Origin of the sequence: Celerinatantimonas yamalensis (assembly GCF_046054155.1) — a bacterium.
Lineage (GTDB): Bacteria > Pseudomonadota > Gammaproteobacteria > Enterobacterales > Celerinatantimonadaceae > Celerinatantimonas > Celerinatantimonas yamalensis.
The window spans coordinates 60,827-82,845 of the sequence record NZ_JBEQCT010000004.1 but is presented as its reverse complement, the minus strand read 5'-3'; the positions used below and the strand labels follow the sequence as shown (position 1 = coordinate 82,845).

Below are 22,019 nucleotides of genomic sequence, written 5' to 3'. Positions count from 1 at the left end.
AAATTAATGCTCCTCGTGAGTCACACGCAGCACTTCGGCAAGGCTGGTGGTACCATCGAGGATTTTCTGTGCCCCATCCTTTAAAATAGCTGGAGCCGTGAGGCGAGCTTGCGCGAGCATTGCTTGTTCGCTGGCGCCTTCATGAATGAGGCCGCGCAATGTATCATCAACTGTCACTAATTCATAAATCCCAGTGCGTCCTTTATAACCGCTTTGGTTACAGTGTTCACAGCCATTGGGGCGATAGATAGGATGATGATGATATTTGTCGACATCGAGATGTAACAAATGGCACTCTTTTTTAGTGAGTTTATGGGCCGTTCGACAGTGTGGGCACAATACTCGCACCAACCGCTGAGCTAATACGCCGAGCAGTGATGATGATAATAAAAAGGGTTCGATGCCCATATCGCGAAGGCGAGTAATCGCACCGATGGCGGTATTGGTGTGCAAAGTCGACAGCACTAAATGGCCGGTTAAACTGGCCTGTACGGCAATTTGTGCGGTTTCTAGGTCACGTATTTCACCGATCATGACGACATCGGGGTCTTGGCGCAAAATAGCCCGTAAGCCGCGCGCAAAGGTCATATCAACCTTGGTATTGACCTGCGTTTGGCCAATACCGTCAATGTTGTACTCAACCGGATCTTCAACCGTTAAAATATTGCGCTCACGGCTATTGATCGTTTGAATGCCGGCATACAAGGTAGTGCTTTTCCCTGAGCCGGTTGGTCCTGTCACCAACAAAATACCGTGCGGACGGTTTAACAACGATACCAGTTGCTGGTGGTTGTCAGCGTTCATTCCCAGCGTACTCATATCAATGCGAGCTTGCTGTTTATCCAATAATCGCAACACCACCCGCTCGCCAAAGCTCGAAGGCATGGTCGAAACCCGTAAATCGACGGAGCGACCCGCAATACGCAAGGAGATCCGACCATCTTGAGGCAAACGTTTTTCAGCAATATCCAATTTGGCCATCACTTTGACTCGCGCGGTTAACAGCACCGCGAGCTGGCGGTTAGGGCGTAAAATTTCACGCAATACGCCGTCGATGCGAAAGCGAATAGACAGTGACTTTTCAAACGTTTCAATATGAATATCACTGGCCTCTTCTTTTATCGCTTCACCTAACATCGCATTGAGTAGCCGAATGATAGGAGCATCACCATCGGCTTCAAGCAGGTCTTCATCATCGCGAAACTCGCTGGCCAATGTATAAAAGTCCATTTCGCTGCCAAGATTTTCCATCAATTGACGCGCTTGCGACGAATTATTTTGATAATGCTCGGCTAATAATCGCTCAAATCGAGATTCGTCGACCATTTCCAGTGTCAAAGGCTGTAAAGCCACTCTGCGCACTTCACTTAAGAGGCTAAAAGAGGGTAACCCACACAGATAGAGCATGGCATTTGACCCATCCAGCAGCACCCCGCTTTTTTTTGCAAAACCATAGGCTAAACGCTGCAATGGCGAGCCATTTGAATGGTCAAATGAAATGCTATCATTCATTACTGCTTACCTTGTACATCGATAGATAATGACTCTTTTTTCTTATTCAGTTTATCCAAATAGGTTTGCACCGATTCGGGCACCTGTTGTTGGCTACTACCAAATGCGGAAAGCACTGGCGTTTTTTCACCGGGCAACAGGTCAATACCTTGGTCCTGTTGATACAATTCCAACGCACGAATTTCGGTATATTTACGAGCACTTAAGCTATTAGCAGTATCGCTATCTCGTATAATCGTTGGCTTAATAAAGATCATCAAGTTGCGTTTGGACTGCTTACTTGACGTAGAGCGGAACAGTGCCCCCAGATAGGGGATATCACCGAGCAGTGGCACTTTACTTACGCTTTGTTCGACCTCGTTATCAATCAGCCCACTCAACACCAAAGTCTGGTTATTATCCACCAACACCGTTGTACTAAGATCGCGTTTCGAGAAAGTGACATCCACCGAGGTTTCCCCATTAACCTTTGAAACCTCTGCTTTGATTTTAAGCTGCACCGCGTCTCCATCATTGATTTGCGGCGTGACGGTCAGTTTAATCCCGACCTCTTTACGTTCAACAGTGGTAAATGGATTACTATTGCTGGAACTAGTGGTTGAGCCAGTTTTCACCGGCACTTCTTCACCGACCAAAAATGACGCTTCTTGATTATCCAAGGTGGTAATCGAGGGAGTAGCTAATACATTAGTTTGTGAATTAGTTTTAGACGCTTGGATCAATGCTCCCCAACCATCTTTATAAAAGCCAACAATCGCCCCAGAAACCCCTGATAGAGCCGAAGCTAGATCGCTAGCATCTCCCGAGGAAGACACCGAGGTAGTGGTACCATTAGAGGTATATTCAGTCGAAGTGGTACTGCGCGCATTATAGACGCCTTCGGCAATCGAGCTGACCGACACTGTGGAACCATTACTAAATTGAGTTCCCCCGCCTGGTGTCACCCACTGGACACCCAGATCCGCGCTATTAGAATCGGATACCTCCACGATCATCGCCTCAACGTGCACTTGAGCACGGCGAATATCGAGCTGCTGAATCACTTTCGCCAACGAGCGCATTGTCTGTGGCTTGGCGGTAATCACTAGTGAATTGGTATCGGCAAAGGCTTCGATAGAGAAATTTGCGTCGCTTTGAGCACTCTCGGCGCTGCCTCCTTTGGCCTTGGCTTGCTGCTTGCCCAACGTTTGGCTGACGCCTTTGAGGACTTTGACCAAATCACTAGCATGCGCATATTTAAGATAAAAGACGCGCGTATCCCCAGAATTTTGCAACTCACCATCAAGCTGATTGATTAATTTGGCAAGGCGTGCGCGCGCCGGTGCATTGCCCGAGATTAAAATGCTGTTGGTACGATCATCGGCAACCACAGTGGGGACTAAAGCGCGCGGCTGGTTATGTTGATCCGTTTTGCTCAGCACCGAGTTAACCACTCGGACCATTTCATTCGCTGAAGCATATTTTAGCCGCACAATATCCACATGCTGATCATCGGCCCTGTCAACCTGATGGATGATATCAACCATCCGATTGACGACTGCGGCGCGGCCCGTAATCATCATCACATTCGAGGGCGCATAATGGATTACACTGCTACCACCACTTGAGTTAGTGAGCTGGCGCAAAATAGGGGTAAGCTCTGCCACCGAAACATTTTGCACAGGGACAATTCGCGTCACCATCTCATCACCTTCTCCGGGATGGCTTGCTGAGCCAATCGCAATAGCAGACGTTTTGGCTTCTTGAGCAGGGACGACTTTGATCACCCCATCAGGCATTGGCACGGTGGCGAGGCCATACACTTCCAACACATTCAGGAAAAACTGATAGTACTGTTTTTCATTAAGCATGTCGTAGCTACGCACATTCACTTTGCCATGAATAGACGGGTCGATAATCATCGTTTTATGCAAATTCCGGCCAATGGTATTAATGAACTCGGTCATATCCGTGCCTTTAAAATTTGCCGCATACTCAGCCGCCACTCCCGGTACACTCACCCCGAGCCATAAACTGACCAATAGCCCACAGAATAATGTCTTTATTCCCTTTGCTTTCATGTAAAACGGAGTCTCCTGGATGCGTTAAGACGATAAGCGTACATCAATGGTGCGACGGATCCCATGACGGATCACCACCACCTGACATGCGGATAAATGAGGTAGTTGAGCGACAACTTTCATCACACTTTGCGTATCATTCAATGAGTAACCATTAATCGATACCGCCAAATCACCGGGTTGAAAACCCAATTGTTTAAACAGTTGACCATCCGGGCCTGGTGTCAATTGATATCCTTTTAAATACTTGCCAGCATATTGAGGGATAATGACCAAGAATTGGTTCAACTTGGCGGGATCATTCAAAAACTTAGCCACTGGCAACACTGGCGGCTGATCACTCTGCGCTTGGTTCTCTGGCGTTGGGCGCGGTGAAGTTAATTCGCTGGTTAATTCACTATTGGGCAGATAAAGCAGCTCATCATGACCAGCACGGCGGATCACAACATAACTGAGATAAACTTGTTTGAGCGTCGCGTGAGTGCCATCAATGGTGTCACCTAACCCGTACACCTGCTGGTGACCATTGCCAGTGATGACAGCCAATGACTGTTTGGGTACGTCACTAAATAACACCCCGACTAAATTTATCGGCAGTTGGGTCTTGGGGGCAAGACGAGCTTGCGTTGACGTATCATCAGCTTGACCAAACAGATGCCGATTCAATAAGGGCGTAAGTGATTGTTGTTGCTGCGCATTGCGTGCGCTGCTCTTATCGCCGAGCACGACTGCGACACTCATCGCCACGGGCTGAGGCACCACTTTCCACGTCAATAACGCTAACTGATAGCAACAAAACAACACCAGTAGGCTGGCCAAACAGGGAATCACTCGCGGGTCAAGCTGGCCTTGTCGCAGCTTTATAACTATTTGATTCGGTTGATTCATCTTTTTATCACTTCAGGTCTATCCATATTACAACTTAGTTATGACCGATTAATTAGCCGAGTGTTCACTTTAATCTGACGACTGGGATATTTTTAGCCAAATGTATCATATACCGACTCTGTATTTCGTCTACGCAAGAAGCATACTTTCATCCAATCTCATGAAACATCTCGCTTAAAAATACAGTTTGTTTTTATTTAATTTTTTATCAAAAAAGATATGCGAATGATTATAAATAAAAAATATGACAATCATACAAAAACAAATCCTTTACCCTAAAAATAGCCGCAACCTATCATTATTTTCAGACATCTCGTGACACGAGCAAGCACTGCCGCTTGCGCTAACTTGGGTATATAATGACGCCTTTAAACCAAACGCGGCGAGCTCGACTATGATCGACAAACAAAACATTCGCTTAGATAAGTGGCTTTGGGCGGCTCGGTTTTACAAAACGCGATCATTGGCAACAGAGATGATCCAAGGTGGTAAGGTGCGTTATAATCAGCAACGCTGCAAACCAAGCCGCATCGTGGAAGTTGGCGCGCAGATCACTTTATGGCAAGGCAGCGAACAAATACAAGTGCAAGTATTGGCTCTAAGTGACAAACGATGTAAGGCGAGTATCGCCCAAACGTTGTATCAAGAAACGCCACAAAGCCTGGCTAAACGCGAAATTGACCAAAAGCAACGCCAATTGGCGCCAAAACCCTTATCACCTGAGCGTCGTCCCGATAAAAAACAGCGGCGCCAGATTATCCAGTTTAAACACCAACATTCAGGTGACTAACTCATGGCTCAAAGCGATACATTATACCGTTATATTTTTGAAGACTATCAAGTTCGAGGTGAGCTGGTACAGCTCGATGACACCTTACAAACCATTTTAGCCCAGCGCGACTACCCCGCGACTATTCGCCAAATTATGGCTGAACTACTTGCGGCGACCAGTCTATTGACCGCAACCCTAAAATTTGCCGGAGATATCACCGTCCAGCTGCAAGGAACAGGCTCACTTCACTATATTGCGATCAATGGCAATAACCACCAGCAGATGCGTGGTGTGGCACGTTGGGATAACGAGCGTTATAACGATACTCTTTCACTAGCTGAGATGATTGGCGCTAATGCACGCTTAGTGATTACCATCAGCCCGGCCAATGGCGAACGCTATCAAGGCATTGTCGCACTTGACCCACAAGGCATTGCGGCAAGCTTAGAGAGCTATTTTGCCCAGTCTGAGCAACTACCTACAAACTTATGGCTATTCTATCAAGAAGATACTCAGCACCCTTGTGTGGCCGGCATTTTGATTCAGCAATTGCCCACCAATGGCTCAGATATGCTCAACGATTACCAGCATGTCACCGAGCTGACACGCACCATCACTGCGAATGAATTATTGACACTACCTGCAGAACAAATTCTCTATCGCCTCTACAATCAAGACCAAGTGCGAGTGTTTGAGCCTCAATCACTGAGTTTTGGTTGTACCTGTTCAAAAGAGCGCTGTCATTCAGCTCTATTTGCCATGAATGAGCATGAGCTATTAGAGATTTGTAAAGAACAAGGTGCGATTGCCATGCATTGTGAATTTTGTGGTAGTGAATACCGCTTTAACCAAGAAGATATCACTCAGCTGTTTCATGGTGACAACGCTCTCACTCATTAAACTGGCAAATTTTCAGTCCCCACCGACTTAATCAGAGCGTTAGGTCGGTGTTTGTTGTAACCTAACGATATAGCATGGCAGTTATTCCAACAGCAGACTATGTGGAAATATGCCAATATTGACGCCAATTTCCAATTAAATTTGATATACCTCTCAGTAATCTGCTGTTTTCATGGCTCCTTCATTAATCATATGATTAGTTAAGCTATACCTATATAAATAAAGATAAGACTGATCTCCCCCTACAAGGAGCACAAAATTATGACAGAACAATTACATCATCTCATCGACGATTTACGTCACTATGGCATCAACGATCCAACCAACATCATCCATAATCCAAGTTTTGAAACGCTCTTTAACGCGGAAGTTGATCCAACATTGGAAGGATTTGAGCGCGGAACACTCACCAATATGGGCGCCATAGCCGTTGATACGGGGATATTTACCGGTCGCTCACCCAAAGATAAATATATCGTCAAAGATGATGTCACCAACGATACAATCTGGTGGAACAACCCGCACTCTCCCAATGACAATAAACCCATCACCCAGCAAGTGTGGGAAGAACTAAAAACCATTACATTAGAAGAGCTTAATGGCAAACGTTTGTTTGTCATTGATACCTTTTGCGGCGCCAATCCGGACACTCGGCTGTGTGTTCGGTTTGTCACTGAAGTAGCTTGGCAAGCCCATTTTGTCAAAAACATGTTCATACGCCCAAGCGATGCGGAATTAGCACACTACCAACCAGATTTTGTGGTCCTTAACGCTTCCAAAGCAACCAATCCTCACTGGCAACGTCAAGAGTTACATTCTGAGAACTACACCGTATTTAACTTAAGTGAGAGAATGCAACTGATTGGCGGAACATGGTATGGCGGCGAGATGAAAAAAGGCATCTTCGCAATGATGAATTACTATCTCCCGCTGCGCGGCATTGCGGCGATGCATTGCAGTGCCAACGTCGGTGAAAAAGGCGATGTAGCTATCTTTTTTGGTCTGTCAGGAACAGGCAAAACTACCCTCTCAACTGATCCGAAACGTGCGCTTATCGGTGATGATGAACATGGCTGGGATGATGACGGTGTATTCAACTTTGAAGGTGGCTGCTATGCCAAAACGATTCATCTTCAAGAGGCGGCAGAACCAGATATCTATCACGCGATCCGCCGCAATGCATTACTAGAAAATGTTGTCGTCGATGACAGCGGACAAATCGACTTTGATGATGGCTCAAAAACGGAAAATACGCGGGTCTCATACCCTATTGACTATATCGAAAATATTGTTAAACCCATCTCAAAAGCTGGGCACGCGAGTAAAGTGATCTTCTTAACCGCAGACGCGTTTGGCGTTTTGCCACCGGTCGCGAAGTTAACCCCAGAGCAGACTCAGTATCACTTTTTGTCTGGGTTTACAGCTAAACTTGCTGGCACAGAACTGGGTGTGACTAAACCGACACCGACGTTCTCCGCCTGTTTTGGCGCCGCTTTTTTGAGTTTACATCCAACGCAATACGCAGATGTGCTCGTCAAACGGATGCTTGCCAGCGGGGCAACTGCTTATTTGGTCAATACAGGGTGGAATGGTACCGGTCAACGCATATCCATTGCGGATACGCGTGCCATCATTGATGCGATCTTGGCCGGTGAGATCGAAAGCGCTAAAACCGAACAACTCCCAATATTTGATTTGGCTATTCCAACTAAGCTCAGCGGAGTATCTGAACAGATCCTCGACCCTCGCCAAACCTATGACGATCCTGCGATCTGGCAGGAAAAAGCGCTGCAGTTAGCTCATTTATTTGTGAAAAACTTCCACCAATATACTGACACGCCAGCAGGTGTTGCTTTAGTCAGCGCGGGCCCGTCCATTTAATAAAGGCCATTAAAAAATAAATCGGAGCCATCAGGCTCCGATTTATAATGTCAGATAACGCGGCTTACCAGATATCTTTTTTATAATGTCCAGCTACTTTCTCTAATACACGTGGGTCAAATTCAGGCTGCTTGACGCCCGATTTGCGCTGTCGTTCGTAATCTTTTAGAGCAGAAAACGCCACTGGTGCCAGTAAAATAATGGCAATTAAGTTGGTCGTTGCCATCAAACCCATCGCAAAATCCGCAAAATTCCACACAAATTTCAAATCGGCAACCGAACCCAACATCACCATCAACAGTAGCGCAATACGCAACGTGTTAATCGCAAGCTTTGGGTGACCTTTAAACAGATAACCGATATTGATTTCGCCGTACGCGTAATTACCAATGATGGAGGTAAAGGCAAACAAAAAAATCGCCACAGCCACAAAATAGGTACCAAACGCACCGAGATGATCATGCATCGCCATTTGTGTGAGTTGGATCCCTTCGACATGCTGATGGATCCCGCCACTGAGTAGTTTTTCATATGCCCCTGAGAGTAAAATAACTACGGCGGTACAGCTACAGATCACCAACGTATCAACGAACACGCCAAATGACTGCACTAATCCTTGTGCTGCAGGATGTTTCACCGTCGCTGTTGCTGCAACATTTGGCGCAGACCCCATCCCAGCTTCGTTAGAAAATAGCCCTCGTTTAATACCATTTTCCATCGCAATTTTAATGGTGTACCCCACGCTCCCGCCAATCGCGGCGCTATAACCAAAAGCACTTTTGAAGATCAGCGCAAACATCGCGGGTACTTGAGCTATATTCACCAGCAGAATATACAAAGCAACCAACAGATACAGGGTTGCCATAGCTGGGACAATTTTTTCTGCAGTCCGAGCTACTGAGCGGATCCCGCCGCAAATGATCAGCGCGGTGAGAACGACCAGTACAACCCCAGTTAGCCAAGTTGGAATATGAAACGCTTGCTCCATACTCTGGGCAATGGTATTAGCCTGTGCGCCGTTAAAAGCGAGTCCATAAGCGATTAGCAAAAAGATAGCAAATACCACACTCATCCAGCGGTGTCCTAGCCCACGCTCGATGTAGTAGGCGGGGCCCCCGCGGAACGAACCATCTTGATGAGGTTCTTTGTAAATTTGTGCTAGTGTTGATTCAATAAAAGCGGTCGCCAACCCTAACAATGCAGTGATCCACATCCAAAAAATCGCGCCTGGGCCACCCACCCACAGCGCAATCGCCACCCCGGCTAGGTTCCCTGTACCAACCCTTGAGGCCAGTGACGTAGCAAACGCTTGAAAGGCACTAATCCCTGCTTCACCTTTTTCTCGGCGACTAAATGTAATTTTCATCATATGGCCCAGCAGGCGAAACTGCATAAACCGGGTAAAACAGGTAAATAATAGACCCGCGCCAAGCAGTAGATAAATTAATATATAGGTCCAAATAAAATGACTGACCGGATCCATGACCACATGGATAGCGCTCTCAATTTGTTCAATTAAATCCATACTTATGGTTCTCCTTATAAGACCTGTTTGCGACGAGATTAAGATTCGTCAGACAGGTTTTTTTATGGTTGTTTTATAATTGATGTGTTGCATAATATGACTCTTTAAGAGCGGGCAGTTTACACGATATTTGCAGTAAACGCAGAGTTCTTGCAAAAAAGGGGCTGAAAGAGGCAGCAGTTAACCCTATTAAAATCAATATAATTCGATGATTTACGAGAGATTTCATCACAAAATAGACACTTGAATGAATAACTACACTAAGCCATTCAAAATGATATGTTTTACTGCTATCTTCCCCGTTAATCACTCACCACTGAGCCATTGTTGACGCTGTCTATTTACTTATCACGCTGTTATAATGCCACCCCGATCACCATATCGGACCCTAGGATACACACAATGACCAACCCGCTCTATCAACGGCATATCATCTCGATTGCCGATCTTTGTCGCGCCGAGCTGGAATTGATTATCGACACTGCTGGTCGACTCAAAGCCACTCCCCAACCAACATTACTTAAGAACAAAGTTATCGCTAGCTGCTTTTTTGAAGCATCTACCCGCACTCGTTTGTCGTTTGAATCAGCGGTTCAGCGCCTTGGAGGCAATGTGATTGGGTTTGCTGATGGCGGCAATACCTCACTGGGGAAGAAGGGGGAAACGCTTGCTGACTCAGTGCGGATCATCTCATCCTATTCTGATGCATTTTTTATGCGCCACCCTAAAGAAGGCGCGGCACGTTTAGCCAGCGAATTTTCCAGCGTGCCCGTAATCAACGGCGGTGATGGAGCGAACCAGCATCCGACTCAAACACTTTTGGATCTGTTTACCATTTATGAAACTCAAGGCAGCTTAGAAGGGTTGAAAGTAGCCTTTGTCGGTGATCTAAAATATGGCCGCACCGTCCACTCATTAGCCCAGGCTCTCTCCCTATTTGGTTGTCAATTTTACTTTGTGGCACCGCAAGCATTGGCTATGCCTGACTACCTCATCGATGAACTGCGGGAAAAAGGCATTGCTTGTAGTTTCCATCAAAGCATTGAAGAAGTTGTCGACGAGCTAGATATTTTGTATATGACACGGGTGCAAAAAGAGCGTTTCGATGAAACCGAGTATCAATACCTTCGCTCAGGATTTGTTCTCAATACCGACATGCTCGCCAATGCCAAAAAGAACCTCAAAGTGCTGCATCCGTTACCACGCATCGATGAAATTGACATTGCGGTCGATAGCAACCCTCACGCTTACTATTTTGAACAGGCGCGCAATGGTGTTTTTGCCCGACAAGCCTTACTCGCTTTAGTATTGACTAACCACTTTGGAGTGTGATCATGGACAAAAAATTACAAGTCGAAGCGATTGAGCAAGGGACCGTTATTGACCATATTCCAGCAGGTCAAGGAATTAAAATATTACGCTTTCTACAACTAGCTGATACCAGTAAACGGATCACCATTGGTTTAAATCTACCTGCGCGAAACCGACAAAGCAAAGATCTCATCAAAGTGGCAGATGTCATATTTAGCGAAGAACAAGCTAACCAATTGGCATTGTTTGCACCCACTGCGACTATTAACGTCATTGAAAACTATGCGGTCGTACGCAAATTTCAGGTCACCCAGCCAGATCGTATTCATGGTGTTTTCCGTTGCCCAAACAGCAACTGCATCAGCCATAGTGAGGCGGTCATTAGCCAGTTTTACGTACGCCAAACCAAGCCACAACAACTGAAGCTCAAATGTCATTACTGTGAGAAGAGCTTTGCAAGCAGTCTGTTTGCAGAGCTAAAAGGCTAACCCCATCATCACAGAGCATGTGTCTATGCCTCATCTAAGGCCATGCTCTGTTAAGACACGTAGACGGTGACGTGTTTAGAATCACGCAGGTGTGGTGACACTTCAAGGTTAGATCGCTTTTGTTCTCACAAGATGATGCTCACGATATAAGCAACACTGTTTAGTTATTCTAACTGAGAATAAACAGAGAGCCTTGACAAAGCCCCTTCGGGCCGCTTTTTAGTTGCATATATGGCGGGTGATCTAGCAGATATGTAGCATAACGACATGCTTCTTTTTCGTAAAATGTGCCGACGTAGCAACAATGCCTTTGAGGCGTCAATGCGCCCTAACGAGTAGATGCAGATGAAATGAACTCATGAGTTAATCGTTGGAAAACTCGTGCATACTGAGTGCATTGAAGAAAGTGGCGGATGGGTTGAACGTTCAGAGTCTGTAGTGACATTGACCAATGGTCTCATTGTTATGCGATGCATTGAATTTGAGGATAGCCCAGATGAATCTGATATGGTTTGCAGCGATGGTTGGATTAGCGATGAGGTCGTATCTGAACCTGAGGGACTCAATATTAAACCTCGCTGTAAATACTTTATTAATAAGTGCTAAGAATCATTTTGGTTAAAAATAAGTGCGGCTCAATCAGGTAGATAATCGATCTAACCAACTACGTAATGGTGTGTTGGCACTGCAGATTGCTCGCTGCCATGAACGCGACTAAAATACCTTAACTTTACGCCATTAAAGAGCCGTATCGCCGTGATAGGAAAGCCTCGCCAGATAGATAGAGCAGCGGTTGTGTTGATGCGACGAATAATAGCTAATATCCAGGTGATGCGCATCGCGCCACACTATACCGGCATAACTGGTGTCACCACCTGAGGGCAAGCGCAATTGTTCGATAACTTGCCCTCGTTCAGGGTCAACCAGACACACACTGGTACGAGCAGGCTGATACAAACGCACCACACACAATAGTTGCCCATCTGGTGTCATCGTTAGCACCGGGCCACCGATGGCCTTATCGAGCACTTGCCATTGCCAATCTTGATAGGGTGCTTGGCTTTGTCCAAGTAATGCGCGCGGGTCATCCCCATCACGGCGCAGCAAACAATACATCGTGCCATCAGCTGCGCTCGTAAGCCCCGACTCATTGGGATACCCATTTGGCTTTGCTAAATCGCCTAACGGCTGTGCTTGCCAAAGCTGATAACGCAGCGTTTGATTGACACGATACAACTGCAGTAAATCGGGGCGCTGATAGGCAAAACTATAGCCATACGATCCCACCCAATGGGTGCGCCAAAGCCATTGATGAACGGGCGCTATTGGGCCGTTACTTTGCCAGATATTCTCGTCAAGACGATACAATAGCGAATGCAAACCATCCGGGCTGATACAGGCACAGTTGAGCAGTAGCAGGCCAGCGGATGAGATTGAAAATTTAGGATCGCGCCAATCCCCAATCCCGCCAATACGAGCTTGTTCACACCACTGCTCGCCGTCGCCAGTGAGGATCACGATTTCGCCATCTTTGCGATGATGGCTGGAGGCACGCCGATAGGCGAGCCAAAGCTTATTATCGAATCGGCACAGATCGGTAAACGCCAGGTGGGCATCCACGTCACTGGCAACATCGTGCACACATAAAAGTGTTAGCGCCATAGCGCCTCCGAAGGAAATGCCTTACTTGGGCGCTGCAACGCGTTAGGACTACGCACAATTAAGCGTCGAGGAACGACCTCAACGCCCACCGGGTAATCACCATTAATCGCTCTAAGCGCTATATTCGTGGCCCGCTCTGCCAATACGGGCATCTGCTGAGCCAAGCCGTTAATTGGATGAGGCAAAAAATCCAACAAGCGGTTATCACCAAAGGTCGCTAAGCGTATTTTTTGCAGCCATTCAGGACGGCGCACCAATTGCTCCAACCCACCTTCGAGCAGCACATAAGCGGTAGTAATAATCAGATCCGGTTGCCAATTGAGTGCTTTATTCATTAACACCGCACCTTGCTCCTGGCTGAAATGGTGCCCATAAAAACATTGATAATCCGCCTGCGGCAAATGTTGCTCCAGCGTGTGATAAATCCCAGCTTCACGCTCACTTGAAACTAACAATTGCGGCAATGCACCAATCATCGCCACACGCTGCATATTCGGCTCAATACTGGCCCGGGTGAGCGAAGCTGCGCCTTCGAAATTTTCGCTGGTCACATTGGCAAATAGTGCAGGGTCGAGCAAACGGTCAATGGCAATAATCGGTTTGCCAGCGCGTAATAATTTAGGATAAAACTCATTGTTCGGTGGCAAACTACTGGCAACCAATAAGGCATCAACCCCCCGCGAAATAAGGCTCTGCGCTAATTGAATTTCCACTTCTGGCAGATCATCGCTACAACTGATGATCAATTGATAGCCTCGCTCGCGCGCACCTTGTTCTAAATGCTTGGCTAATTTAGCATAACTGGCATTTTCCAAATCAGGCACGATAAACCCCAATGATCGGCTTGCTCCTGATCGCAAATGGGCAGCAGTTTGATTCGGTTGATACTTATGCTGTTCGACCACAGCCATCACCCGTGCAACTGTTTTGGCACTCAGCCGGTATTGCTGCGCTTTCCCATTGACAACCGCACTCGCCGTGGTGCGTGAGACACCTGCAAGGCGGGCGATCTCTTCAAGTTTCATGGCGTACCTCTGTTTGATCTCGCTCACAACTAGAAAAAAAAATTTAATTTGCTATTGAATCTTTTGCTGACACGATTCAGCATAGCGCACATCCCAATGACTCCAAACGGTCAGGAGTCATAAAATTGCCGAATAACGGTTAATTTTAAAAAAAATATAAGTTAGGTCACAAAAATCTCTTTTTTTAATATTACGCTGAATCGTTTTAGCTAAGCTAAATAGCTAATACTAGTTAGCCAAAACAAGCAAAGGAATCGAGTATGCTGCAAATTCATACTGATAACATCACGTTAAGTGAATCAGCTGCTGATAAAACAGCCGCAATTCGTTTGGTTGCCAGCAAGTTAGTTCAAGCAGGTTTTGTCAAAGATGGTTACACCGATGGCATGTTAGCGCGTGAACAACAATCTAGCACTTTTTTAGGTAATGGTATCGCTATCCCACACGGTACAACAGATACCCGCGATCAAGTTGAAAAAACTGGCTTGCAGCTCGTTCAATTCCCACAAGGCGTTGATTGGGGAGATGGCAACACAGTTTATCTAGCCATTGGGATCGCGGCGCAATCAGATGAACATTTGACGATCTTACGTCAGCTGACCCACGTTCTCGATCAGGATGATCTCGACCAACGTCTGCAAAACGTGACAGATGCTCAAACCATCGTTGATTTGTTAAGCGGTCAAGCTGAATTTAAGTTTGATATCGATAGTATTGTACTCGATTTTCCTGTCTCAAACATGGCGCAGTTGCAAGCCGTCGCCGCCGGTCAGCTCAAACAAACGGGCGTCATTGGTGATAATGGGATTGGCGCACTGATGGGCGCTCCGGTCACTTACTTGGCTGATGGCGTTTGGCTCAATGCCTCGAATCAAGATGTTCAAGCAAGCGGACTGACACTAGTACGCGCACAAAACGCTTTTGAACACGCTGGCCATTCCGCTGCACTACTGATAAGTATCGCCACTAAAGATGGGCAAGCAAAAACCGTATTAGAAAAATTGACCGAGTTACTTGCCACGAATCAGTTAAGCCAACTGACGCAGGCAACTGACGCCGCTGCCATTCTCGCACAGCTTCGCGATGCACCGACCAAACCCGCAGCCAGCACGCAAAGCGGTGATCTGCCTGAAGGGACTCTGCAAGAAATCTTTAAGCTGAAAAACCCGCATGGCCTACATGCTCGCCCAGGTGCAGTACTGGTGAAAGCGATTAAAGAATATGACGTTAAAATCAGCGTTGAAAACATCACTGAAGGGACTGGACCGGTCAATGGTCGCAGCTTAATGAAAGTGATTGGCTTAGGTGCTCGCCACAACCATGAATTGCGTTTTACAGCTGAGGGTGAAAACGCTCGTCAAGCACTCGATCATATCAAAGAAGCGATCGATGCGGGGTTAGGGGAAGAGGTATGAGAATTGTCTCAATTACCCTGAATCCGGCGTTAGATCTGACCGGCCAGCTCAATGAACTAGTCGTCGACAGCGTCAACTTGGTTGATCAAGCTGATTTAACCCCAGGTGGTAAAGGCATTAATGTTGCCCGTGTGCTTGCAGATATGGGCACTAAATCAACTGTCAGTGGTTGGTTAGGTAGCGAAAACCAAGACCCATTTGTACATCTGTTTAGTGCCATCGACGCGAAGGATGAATTTTTGCGTCAAGAGGGAACAACTCGAACTAATGTTAAGTTAGCTGAGGTCAATGGCCGCGTCACTGACATCAATTTTCCGGGGATGGCCATTGATCATCAAGCCGTGCAACGGATGGAAAAAAAACTAGTTGAGCTCGCCCAAGATCACGAGTGGTTTGTATTGGCAGGTAGTTTGCCACGGGGCGTAAGTCCAACACTTTATCAACGCTGGATTGAACTACTCAACCAGCACGGCGCAAAGGTGATCTTTGACAGCAGTGGTGATGCATTTAGCTATGGCTTGGAAGCATCGCCTTATCTAGTCAAACCCAATGATCATGAATTAGCACAATGGGTCGGCCACGATTTGCCAGATGAATCGGCAATTGTTGCAGCAGCTCGCCAACTCATCACCAAAGGCATTACTCATGTGTTGGTCTCGCGCGGCAGTAAAGGTGTCATTTGGGTCAGTGCCGAGCAAGTTGTGAAGGCTCAGCCTCCAAAAATGAATGTTGTAAGCACTGTTGGCGCAGGCGACTCGATGGTCGCGGCGATGGCTCACGCGCTTACCCAAGGTTGGGATGTGACTAAAAGTGTCACCTATGCAACCGCTGTATCAGCGCTAGCTGTCACTCAAGTGAGTGTTGGCATTAGCGATCAAAGTAAACTCGAATCCCTGATTCAACAGGTGCAAGTTTGTGAATTGCCCAATACGTGAGGACTGAAAGGATGAAGATTGCCATTATTACTGCCTGTCCAGCGGGTGTAGCCACCAGTTTTATGGCGGCTAAACGCTTGGAAGAAAAGGCAAAAAAACAAGGTGTTGAAGCATTAGTCGAATGCCATTCAAATGTTGCACCCGTTGAACCTTTAACAACAGAGCAGCTAAGAAGCTGTGATAAAGTTATTTTAGCGGTGCCTGCTCAACATCGTGTTGATTTAAGCCGTTTAAATACACTGAATGTTGTTGAAACGACGATTGATGCGATTTTAGCCGACCCTGATGCGATTTTAGCTGCTGAAGGGAAAACTTATCAAGCGCCCACTCAAGTCGCACCTGTGGCTACTAGTGATGCGTTAAATGTGGTTGCTGTGACAGCTTGTCCAACAGGTGTTGCCCATACCTTTATGGCAGCGGAAGCGTTAGAGCAAGGTGCACAGCGTCGTGGCTGGAAAATTAAAGTTGAAACGCGGGGTAGTGTCGGCGCGAAAAATCAACTGACTGAGGCTGAAATTGCCGCTGCTGATTTGGTCATTTTGGCGACTGATATCGAAGTCGATCGCGCCCCATTTGCGGGTAAAAAAGTGTACCATTGCTCAACTGGTTCAGCGCTGAAGAAAACCCAACAAGTTTTAAACGATGCGCCTGTGCAAGCCGTTGTACAAGCAGGTCAAGCGAATGAATCAGGTGGCAGCGGAGGTACATCAGGCGAGAAAAAAGGGGTTTATAAACACCTATTAACCGGTGTGTCGTTCATGCTGCCAATGGTCGTTGCTGGTGGTTTGCTGATCGCTTTGTCATTCGTCTTTGGTATCCATGCTTTCGAGCAAAAAGGTACACTAGCGGCTAACCTCATGCTCATCGGTGGCGGGACCGCCTTTAAACTGATGATCCCTGTGTTGGCCGGCTACATCGCTTACTCCATTGCTGACCGCCCAGGGCTTGCACCCGGGATGATTGGCGGGATGTTAGCCAGTACCATTGGCGCTGGTTTCATCGGCGGGATTGTCGCAGGTTTCCTCGCGGGTTACTCTGCACTGTTCTTTGCCAGAAACATTAAGCTGCCACAAAGTATTGAAGCACTCAAACCTATCCTGATTATCCCACTGCTAGCCAGTGCAGTGACCGGTTTGGTGATGATCTATGTGTTAGGTAAGCCAGTCGCCGCCATCATGGAGGGAATGACTCACTTCCTGCAAACCATGGGGTCTACAAACGCTATCCTAATGGGCATTATTCTTGGTCTAATGATGTGCTTTGACTTAGGCGGTCCAATCAACAAAGCCGCTTATACCTTTGGTGTAGGGTTGCTAGCCTCTCAAGCTGGTAGCGATGCCTCAGCAACGATGCCAATGGCAGCGATTATGGCTGCTGGGATGGTTCCACCATTAGGGATGGGGATTGCAACTTTCATTGCACGCCGTAAATTCAGCAAAGCTGAAACTGAAGCTGGTAAAGCGGCATTCGTGCTGGGTCTATGCTTTATTTCTGAAGGGGCAATTCCATTTGCCGCTCGTGACCCAATGCGAGTGATTCCAGCCAACATGATTGGTGGGGCAATCACGGGTGCATTGTCTATGTTCTTTAACTGTCAACTGCATGCACCACATGGCGGGATCTTCGTCTTGGCAATTCCAAATGCAGTTAACCATGTTCTGTTGTATTTAGCATCTATTGTGATTGGTGCACTGGCAACTGCGTTCATTTATTCGGTGATTCGTCGCCCAGAAATGGGTGAAGTGCCCGCTGGAGCGTCTGCTTCAATTATCTAATCTTAATGAATTAATACAAAACCGAGCCTTTTTATGGCTCGGTTTTTTTATGTTTGAACCCTCGCTTGTATCTATTTTCATCTATCTTGCACTCCCGTTTAATTATCGATATTCTGTCATGTTCTAACGCCGCCGCTCTACTTTACTGTTCACTGGGAATTTATGCCACAACACCACCGTTTTGCTTTCCTCATGGCGCTTATTGTCGCTTGTGGACCATTTGCTCTGGATGCTTATCTACCAGGGATCCCTTATATGGCGCATGATCTAGGGGTTTCAACCGCCCAAATCGCCACGACTGTCAGTATTTTTGTATTGGGGCTTGCTTTCGGGCAATTGGTGGGAGGCCCGATGTCCGATCATTATGGCCGCAAGTTCATGATTATGTTAGGGCTATTACTATTTTTAGGCACCAGTGCCATTATCTCTCAAACCAATAGTTTGGTTGTCGTTGAGATCAGTCGATTTATCCAAGCTATCGGCGGCGGCTTTGCATTTGTCTGTATTCCGGCATTGATTCGGGATCGTGCCAGTGGCACTGAAGCCGCTAAATTATTTTCGCTGATTGGCTTAATTATGGTGGCCGCTCCCGCCATCGCACCCAGCCTTGGCGCACTGTTTATCGCCATCGGTAGTTGGCACACCATCTTTTATTTTTTAGTCATCTATCCGGCGATAGTCAGTATTCTGGTATGGCGCTTTGTCCCGTTTGATAAGCCACAGCAACGCCCTAGTGAGTCGACTTTCAAACGATATCAACAAGTACTTAAGGTGCCGGGAGCACATCGTTATCTCATCGCTCAGGCATTAATCTACAGTATTCTGATCATTTTTGTCGCCAATGGCTCATTTATCTATCAGCAATATTTTGGCGTGAGTAATCACACCTTTGCCATCTTATTTGCGGCCAATATTGTCATGCTGACGATCGCTAACCGCGTAAACAGCCGCAGACTGAACCATTTTCACCCTAAAACGCTACTCAGTCAAAGCGCTGTGGTGCAATTGTTTGCCGTTGCAATGCTTAGTATTGCACTCTATTTTGGCGCATCATTGTATGCGGTTGTACCGTGTATTGTCTTAGTGATTGGGATGCACGGTGGCATTCTGCCCAACTCAAATGCCGTTTACATGAGTTACTTTCATCACAACACCGGCTCTGCCTCAGCTCTGATGGGCGCATCAAACTTTATTTGTGGCGCTTTTTTTAGTGCCTTATCAACATGGCTTAACAATGGTACGCTGTGGCCGGTTGCATTATTGATGCTTGCCCTATCGGTTACAGCTAATTTATTACTGCTCGGGGATAAAGAGCCGCAACAACATCCTCATCGCAGTTAACTGTGCCACAGTATCGGCGCTGCGCGCAAGCCAGCGCTAATCGCATAAAAGGATCATCTCGCAGCGCAAATAAATTAATTCCACTATAATTTATAAGGTTATAGGTCAGGAGAGCTTTGCCATGGTCACAATGATGCAGCCACTTGCTTCGATGTTGAACCAATCACTGCGCCAATATCGTGGTCAAGTGAATATTCTGGAGTGGGATGCGCAGCAATTAATGGGACATTACACCGACCCTATCCAGGTACTTGACGAACTCGCTCATCATCTCAAGCTTGATAGCTGCACATTGCAACGGCTTTTTGGCAAATCGCTGTTTTATTTTATTGTCGAAAATGGGGATCGCTTGCTGGATAGTGTGCACAGCAGTTTTGAATTGTTCCGCCATCCAGGGACTGTCCTGCACTTGGAAATAGCCGAGTTATATCACGACCACACACCGCCACGTTTTACTATACTCCAGTGGCAACCCAATAAGATGATCTTAGAATATCAGTCGTCTCTGCCCTTTGCCCATGTTTGCCACGGCTTTCTAACTGCCAGCAGCGAATATTTCGCCGAATCGATTGTCATCCATCAACAGTTGATCAATGGGGCGCTCAATCATGCTCACTTCACTTTAACGAAGATTAAAGAATAAAGTCTATCGTAGTGTCCTTAGGCCATTCGGACTGACCTATTCTCAGTACTTGGTGATATTGGTGTTATGGGAGTAAGACGAGCAAACCGTCTCCCAGCTTGGAAAGCGATTGTTTTTAGATCCTGCGACCTTAACACCCCGACTAAAACGGATGGCAGATAATGGCTGGCCAACACGATGAACGACAGGTATAAAGTCACGCTCACAGCAGAAGGTGAACCACTGCGTCACCAAGCGGCTCATATTCCAGATAAAATCGCCTGCACAGACCAGTGCAGCGACACTCAAATTGAGATGCTTCGCCACCAGCTAGTTGAACGGCGCAGCATTTTACACAAAGCGAATCTATCGCTTTAACCGCTATCAAGCTAAGACGAGTTGATACACTTTTACGAGGAAGTTATTATGTCTATTGAAAAAGCACTCTATCAAGCGCAAGCAACCGTAACAGGCGGCCGTGATGGTCATGCAGTTTCTTCAGATGGTGTGATAGATGTCAAACTGACAACACCTAAAGCGCTCGGTGGCAATGGTGCAGCAGGGAGTAACCCTGAACAGCTATTCGCTGCAGGCTATTCTGCATGCTTTTTGGGAGCTATGAAGTTGGTCGCACATCGTGATAAATTAAGCATCCCAGCTGAATCTAAAATTACCGGTATTGTTGGCATTGGCCCATTAGGTGAAGGCTTTGGTATTGAAGTAGAACTGCGTATTGAGCTACCCGGCCTTGCAGCGACGGCAGCCCAAGATTTAGTTGATCGCGCTCACCAGGTTTGCCCCTATTCCAATGCAACACGCGGTAATGTCGATGTAACGCTGACCATCGTCGAGTAAATTTGTAACGCAAAAAGCCGACTGCTAGGCCGGTTTTTTGCGCTCGCAAGTCGCACTTTCACCCTTCACCAGCAATGCCTGCAGCTTGGTCAACCCCATCTCTTTGAGTAATGCCACATTGCGCTCTGGAATCGCGTTCGTATCTCCATAGTGTTCAATGGCTTGTTCTAAACTAGCTTCTCGCAGAAGATGCAGCATCGGATAGGGAGAGCGATTGGTATAATTGGTCACATCATCCACATTGCATCCAGCAAAACAATAATCGGGGTGAAATGTAGCCAGTTGATAGACGCCTTCATAACCTTGTTCACTGAGCAATTGCTCAGCTAATTCAACAAAGTCTAGATAGTCGCCAAAATCATCCAACATCTTAGGTAACACCAGCAGCGAGGTTTCAATCTGCGCATGCTCATCAAGCCATTGACACTCGCGAATTAGGTTTGCCAATCCATCAGCCACTTGAGTGTGCGGCCAAACCATGAGCCGAACTCGACCAAGATCGATTTCGCGCTTGGCAAAAGGGCACAGATTCAGTGCGACGATCAAGGCGTTAACCCAGTGCCAAGTTTTTTCAGCGATGGATTCATCACTCTTGCTAAAGGACTCAGTGGTCTTGTTCATGGCAGATTAATCTCAAATTTAGGATAAAGTGATGTAGTCGCGCTGCAACCATTAGCATCTTATGCCGGATAGCCGATCAATAATAGCGCTAACAATATTGGACAAAGAAAATGAACGAATAAAGAAATAAAACTAGGAAGATAAAACAGAGAAAGTGGTCGGTGAAGAGGGATTCGAACCCCCGACCCTCTGGTCCCAAACCAGATGCGCTACCAAACTGCGCTATTCACCGACAATAGATAAGCGTTACCCTTGTGAAGAGAAGATACTTAATCTTCACAACAACACGCTATATAAAACTAAGCGTTGCACTACCTACGAATCAAAAACAAGGTAAGCAATGTAAAAATGGTCGGTGAAGAGGGATTCGAACCCCCGACCCTCTGGTCCCAAACCAGATGCGCTACCAAACTGCGCTATTCACCGACGTT

At 46.7% G+C, this 22,019-nt stretch carries 20 protein-coding genes, 2 tRNA genes and 1 pseudogene; 14 read left to right on the top strand and 9 right to left on the bottom strand.

The features are described from left to right. Nucleotides 1-3 precede the first annotated feature (3 nt). From gspE to gspC, 3 genes are read right to left on the bottom strand one after another with little or no spacing between them, the layout of a single operon-like run. Nucleotides 4-1,512 carry a type II secretion system ATPase GspE gene (gene gspE / locus ABUE30_RS10150; protein WP_408623650.1) on the bottom strand — a complete coding sequence of 503 codons (1,509 nt, stop codon included), beginning with the start codon at nt 1,510-1,512 and terminating at the stop codon, nt 4-6. Continuing rightward, nucleotides 1,512-3,572: a type II secretion system secretin GspD gene (gspD, locus tag ABUE30_RS10145; RefSeq protein ID WP_408623649.1), complete on the bottom strand. Its 2,061-nt coding sequence runs from the start codon at nt 3,570-3,572 to the stop codon at nt 1,512-1,514. The genes gspE and gspD overlap by 1 nt, the downstream gene beginning before the upstream one ends. Nucleotides 3,573-3,596: 24 nt before the next feature. Continuing rightward, nucleotides 3,597-4,460: a type II secretion system protein GspC gene (gene gspC / locus ABUE30_RS10140; RefSeq protein WP_408623648.1), complete on the bottom strand. Its 864-nt coding sequence runs from the start codon at nt 4,458-4,460 to the stop codon at nt 3,597-3,599. Between the two features lie 394 nt (nt 4,461-4,854). On the opposite strand from gspC, the gene ABUE30_RS10135 reads away from it, so the two are divergent. The 3 genes from ABUE30_RS10135 (at nt 4,855) to pckA (ending at nt 8,013) form a co-directional block, all read left to right on the top strand. Beyond that, nucleotides 4,855-5,250, top strand: a complete 396-nt coding sequence (locus tag ABUE30_RS10135) for an RNA-binding S4 domain-containing protein (RefSeq protein WP_408623647.1) — start codon at nt 4,855-4,857, stop codon at nt 5,248-5,250. A gap of 3 nt (nt 5,251-5,253) precedes the next feature. After that, entirely contained in the window at nt 5,254-6,132 is an 879-nt protein-coding gene (hslO, locus tag ABUE30_RS10130) for an Hsp33 family molecular chaperone HslO (RefSeq protein WP_408623646.1), read from the top strand. A gap of 261 nt (nt 6,133-6,393) precedes the next feature. After that, entirely contained in the window at nt 6,394-8,013 is a 1,620-nt protein-coding gene (gene pckA, locus ABUE30_RS10125) for a phosphoenolpyruvate carboxykinase (ATP) (protein ID WP_408623645.1), read from the top strand. Nucleotides 8,014-8,077: 64 nt separating this feature from the next. Here pckA and ABUE30_RS10120 read toward each other — a convergent pair whose 3' ends face one another. Beyond that, complete coding sequence (locus ABUE30_RS10120) at nt 8,078-9,538, bottom strand: alanine/glycine:cation symporter family protein (protein ID WP_408623644.1); 1,461 nt, start codon at nt 9,536-9,538, stop codon at nt 8,078-8,080. Between the two features lie 402 nt (nt 9,539-9,940). Between ABUE30_RS10120 and pyrB the strand changes: the two genes are divergently transcribed. The 3 genes from pyrB (at nt 9,941) to ABUE30_RS10105 (ending at nt 11,943) form a co-directional block, all read left to right on the top strand. Beyond that, a complete protein-coding gene (gene pyrB / locus ABUE30_RS10115) occupies nt 9,941-10,870 on the top strand; it encodes an aspartate carbamoyltransferase (protein ID WP_408623643.1) in 930 nt (309 codons plus the stop codon). 2 nt (nt 10,871-10,872) lie between these two features. Beyond that, nucleotides 10,873-11,337: an aspartate carbamoyltransferase regulatory subunit gene (gene pyrI, locus ABUE30_RS10110; RefSeq protein WP_408623642.1), complete on the top strand. Its 465-nt coding sequence runs from the start codon at nt 10,873-10,875 to the stop codon at nt 11,335-11,337. 381 nt (nt 11,338-11,718) lie between these two features. Then, nucleotides 11,719-11,943, top strand: a complete 225-nt coding sequence (locus ABUE30_RS10105; protein ID WP_408623641.1) for a hypothetical protein — start codon at nt 11,719-11,721, stop codon at nt 11,941-11,943. Nucleotides 11,944-12,075: 132 nt separating this feature from the next. Here ABUE30_RS10105 and ABUE30_RS10100 read toward each other — a convergent pair whose 3' ends face one another. Then, on the bottom strand, nt 12,076-12,999 hold the full coding sequence (locus ABUE30_RS10100; RefSeq protein WP_408623640.1) for an exo-alpha-sialidase: 924 nt from the start codon (nt 12,997-12,999) through the stop codon (nt 12,076-12,078). Continuing rightward, nucleotides 12,990-14,024: a catabolite repressor/activator gene (cra, locus tag ABUE30_RS10095; protein WP_408623639.1), complete on the bottom strand. Its 1,035-nt coding sequence runs from the start codon at nt 14,022-14,024 to the stop codon at nt 12,990-12,992. The genes ABUE30_RS10100 and cra overlap by 10 nt, the downstream gene beginning before the upstream one ends. Nucleotides 14,025-14,284: 260 nt before the next feature. Between cra and fruB the strand changes: the two genes are divergently transcribed. The 8 genes and pseudogenes from fruB to ABUE30_RS10055 all read left to right on the top strand — a co-directional run bounded on the left by fruB (nt 14,285) and on the right by ABUE30_RS10055 (nt 20,967). Beyond that, nucleotides 14,285-15,439: a fused PTS fructose transporter subunit IIA/HPr protein gene (gene fruB / locus ABUE30_RS10090; protein ID WP_408623638.1), complete on the top strand. Its 1,155-nt coding sequence runs from the start codon at nt 14,285-14,287 to the stop codon at nt 15,437-15,439. Further along, nucleotides 15,436-16,374 (top strand): 1-phosphofructokinase, encoded by a 939-nt coding sequence (pfkB, locus tag ABUE30_RS10085; protein ID WP_408623637.1) that lies wholly within the window; start codon nt 15,436-15,438, stop codon nt 16,372-16,374. The genes fruB and pfkB overlap by 4 nt, the downstream gene beginning before the upstream one ends. Nucleotides 16,375-16,385: 11 nt before the next feature. Then, the gene (locus tag ABUE30_RS10080) at nt 16,386-18,149 is read left to right on the top strand and encodes a PTS fructose-like transporter subunit IIB (protein ID WP_408623636.1); all 1,764 of its coding nucleotides are present in this window, start codon (nt 16,386-16,388) and stop codon (nt 18,147-18,149) included. Between the two features lie 162 nt (nt 18,150-18,311). Continuing rightward, complete coding sequence (locus ABUE30_RS10075; protein ID WP_408623635.1) at nt 18,312-19,490, top strand: multidrug effflux MFS transporter; 1,179 nt, start codon at nt 18,312-18,314, stop codon at nt 19,488-19,490. A gap of 121 nt (nt 19,491-19,611) precedes the next feature. Further along, nucleotides 19,612-20,133 (top strand): heme NO-binding domain-containing protein, encoded by a 522-nt coding sequence (locus ABUE30_RS10070; RefSeq protein WP_408623634.1) that lies wholly within the window; start codon nt 19,612-19,614, stop codon nt 20,131-20,133. Beyond that, nucleotides 20,132-20,311: pseudogene (locus tag ABUE30_RS10065) on the top strand (MarR family transcriptional regulator); the annotation flags it as partial. The gene ABUE30_RS10070 and the pseudogene ABUE30_RS10065, both read left to right, overlap by 2 nt. Further along, the gene (locus tag ABUE30_RS10060) at nt 20,311-20,490 is read left to right on the top strand and encodes a hypothetical protein (protein ID WP_408623633.1); all 180 of its coding nucleotides are present in this window, start codon (nt 20,311-20,313) and stop codon (nt 20,488-20,490) included. The pseudogene ABUE30_RS10065 and the gene ABUE30_RS10060, both read left to right, overlap by 1 nt. A 48-nt stretch (nt 20,491-20,538) precedes the next feature. Beyond that, entirely contained in the window at nt 20,539-20,967 is a 429-nt protein-coding gene (locus ABUE30_RS10055; protein WP_408623632.1) for an organic hydroperoxide resistance protein, read from the top strand. Between the two features lie 24 nt (nt 20,968-20,991). Here ABUE30_RS10055 and ABUE30_RS10050 read toward each other — a convergent pair whose 3' ends face one another. From ABUE30_RS10050 to ABUE30_RS10040, 3 genes are all read right to left on the bottom strand, one after another. Then, nucleotides 20,992-21,588: a DUF1415 domain-containing protein gene (locus ABUE30_RS10050; protein WP_408623631.1), complete on the bottom strand. Its 597-nt coding sequence runs from the start codon at nt 21,586-21,588 to the stop codon at nt 20,992-20,994. 155 nt (nt 21,589-21,743) lie between these two features. Beyond that, nucleotides 21,744-21,820: transfer RNA gene (locus ABUE30_RS10045), tRNA-Pro, on the bottom strand. 117 nt (nt 21,821-21,937) lie between these two features. Continuing rightward, nucleotides 21,938-22,014 (bottom strand) — tRNA-Pro (locus ABUE30_RS10040). Nucleotides 22,015-22,019: the final 5 nt, after the last annotated feature.

Bases quoted from the DNA above. Each gene is read 5' to 3' on its own strand.
- gspD (WP_408623649.1), bottom strand. From the start codon at position 3,572: ATGAAAGCAAAGGGAATAAAGACATTATTCTGTGGGCTATTGGTCAGT.
- ABUE30_RS10120 (WP_408623644.1), bottom strand. From the start codon at position 9,538: ATGGATTTAATTGAACAAATTGAGAGCGCTATCCATGTGGTCATGGAT.
- gspE (WP_408623650.1), bottom strand. From the start codon at position 1,512: ATGAATGATAGCATTTCATTTGACCATTCAAATGGCTCGCCATTGCAG.
- gspC (WP_408623648.1), bottom strand. From the start codon at position 4,460: ATGAATCAACCGAATCAAATAGTTATAAAGCTGCGACAAGGCCAGCTT.
- pyrI (WP_408623642.1), top strand. From the start codon at position 10,873: ATGGACAAAAAATTACAAGTCGAAGCGATTGAGCAAGGGACCGTTATT.
- ABUE30_RS10100 (WP_408623640.1), bottom strand. From the start codon at position 12,999: ATGGCGCTAACACTTTTATGTGTGCACGATGTTGCCAGTGACGTGGAT.
- pyrB (WP_408623643.1), top strand. From the start codon at position 9,941: ATGACCAACCCGCTCTATCAACGGCATATCATCTCGATTGCCGATCTT.
- cra (WP_408623639.1), bottom strand. From the start codon at position 14,024: ATGAAACTTGAAGAGATCGCCCGCCTTGCAGGTGTCTCACGCACCACG.
- ABUE30_RS10060 (WP_408623633.1), top strand. From the start codon at position 20,311: ATGAACGACAGGTATAAAGTCACGCTCACAGCAGAAGGTGAACCACTG.
- ABUE30_RS10075 (WP_408623635.1), top strand. From the start codon at position 18,312: ATGCCACAACACCACCGTTTTGCTTTCCTCATGGCGCTTATTGTCGCT.
- pckA (WP_408623645.1), top strand. From the start codon at position 6,394: ATGACAGAACAATTACATCATCTCATCGACGATTTACGTCACTATGGC.
- pfkB (WP_408623637.1), top strand. From the start codon at position 15,436: ATGAGAATTGTCTCAATTACCCTGAATCCGGCGTTAGATCTGACCGGC.
- ABUE30_RS10050 (WP_408623631.1), bottom strand. From the start codon at position 21,588: ATGAACAAGACCACTGAGTCCTTTAGCAAGAGTGATGAATCCATCGCT.
- ABUE30_RS10135 (WP_408623647.1), top strand. From the start codon at position 4,855: ATGATCGACAAACAAAACATTCGCTTAGATAAGTGGCTTTGGGCGGCT.
- ABUE30_RS10080 (WP_408623636.1), top strand. From the start codon at position 16,386: ATGAAGATTGCCATTATTACTGCCTGTCCAGCGGGTGTAGCCACCAGT.
- fruB (WP_408623638.1), top strand. From the start codon at position 14,285: ATGCTGCAAATTCATACTGATAACATCACGTTAAGTGAATCAGCTGCT.
- hslO (WP_408623646.1), top strand. From the start codon at position 5,254: ATGGCTCAAAGCGATACATTATACCGTTATATTTTTGAAGACTATCAA.
- ABUE30_RS10055 (WP_408623632.1), top strand. From the start codon at position 20,539: ATGTCTATTGAAAAAGCACTCTATCAAGCGCAAGCAACCGTAACAGGC.
- ABUE30_RS10070 (WP_408623634.1), top strand. From the start codon at position 19,612: ATGGTCACAATGATGCAGCCACTTGCTTCGATGTTGAACCAATCACTG.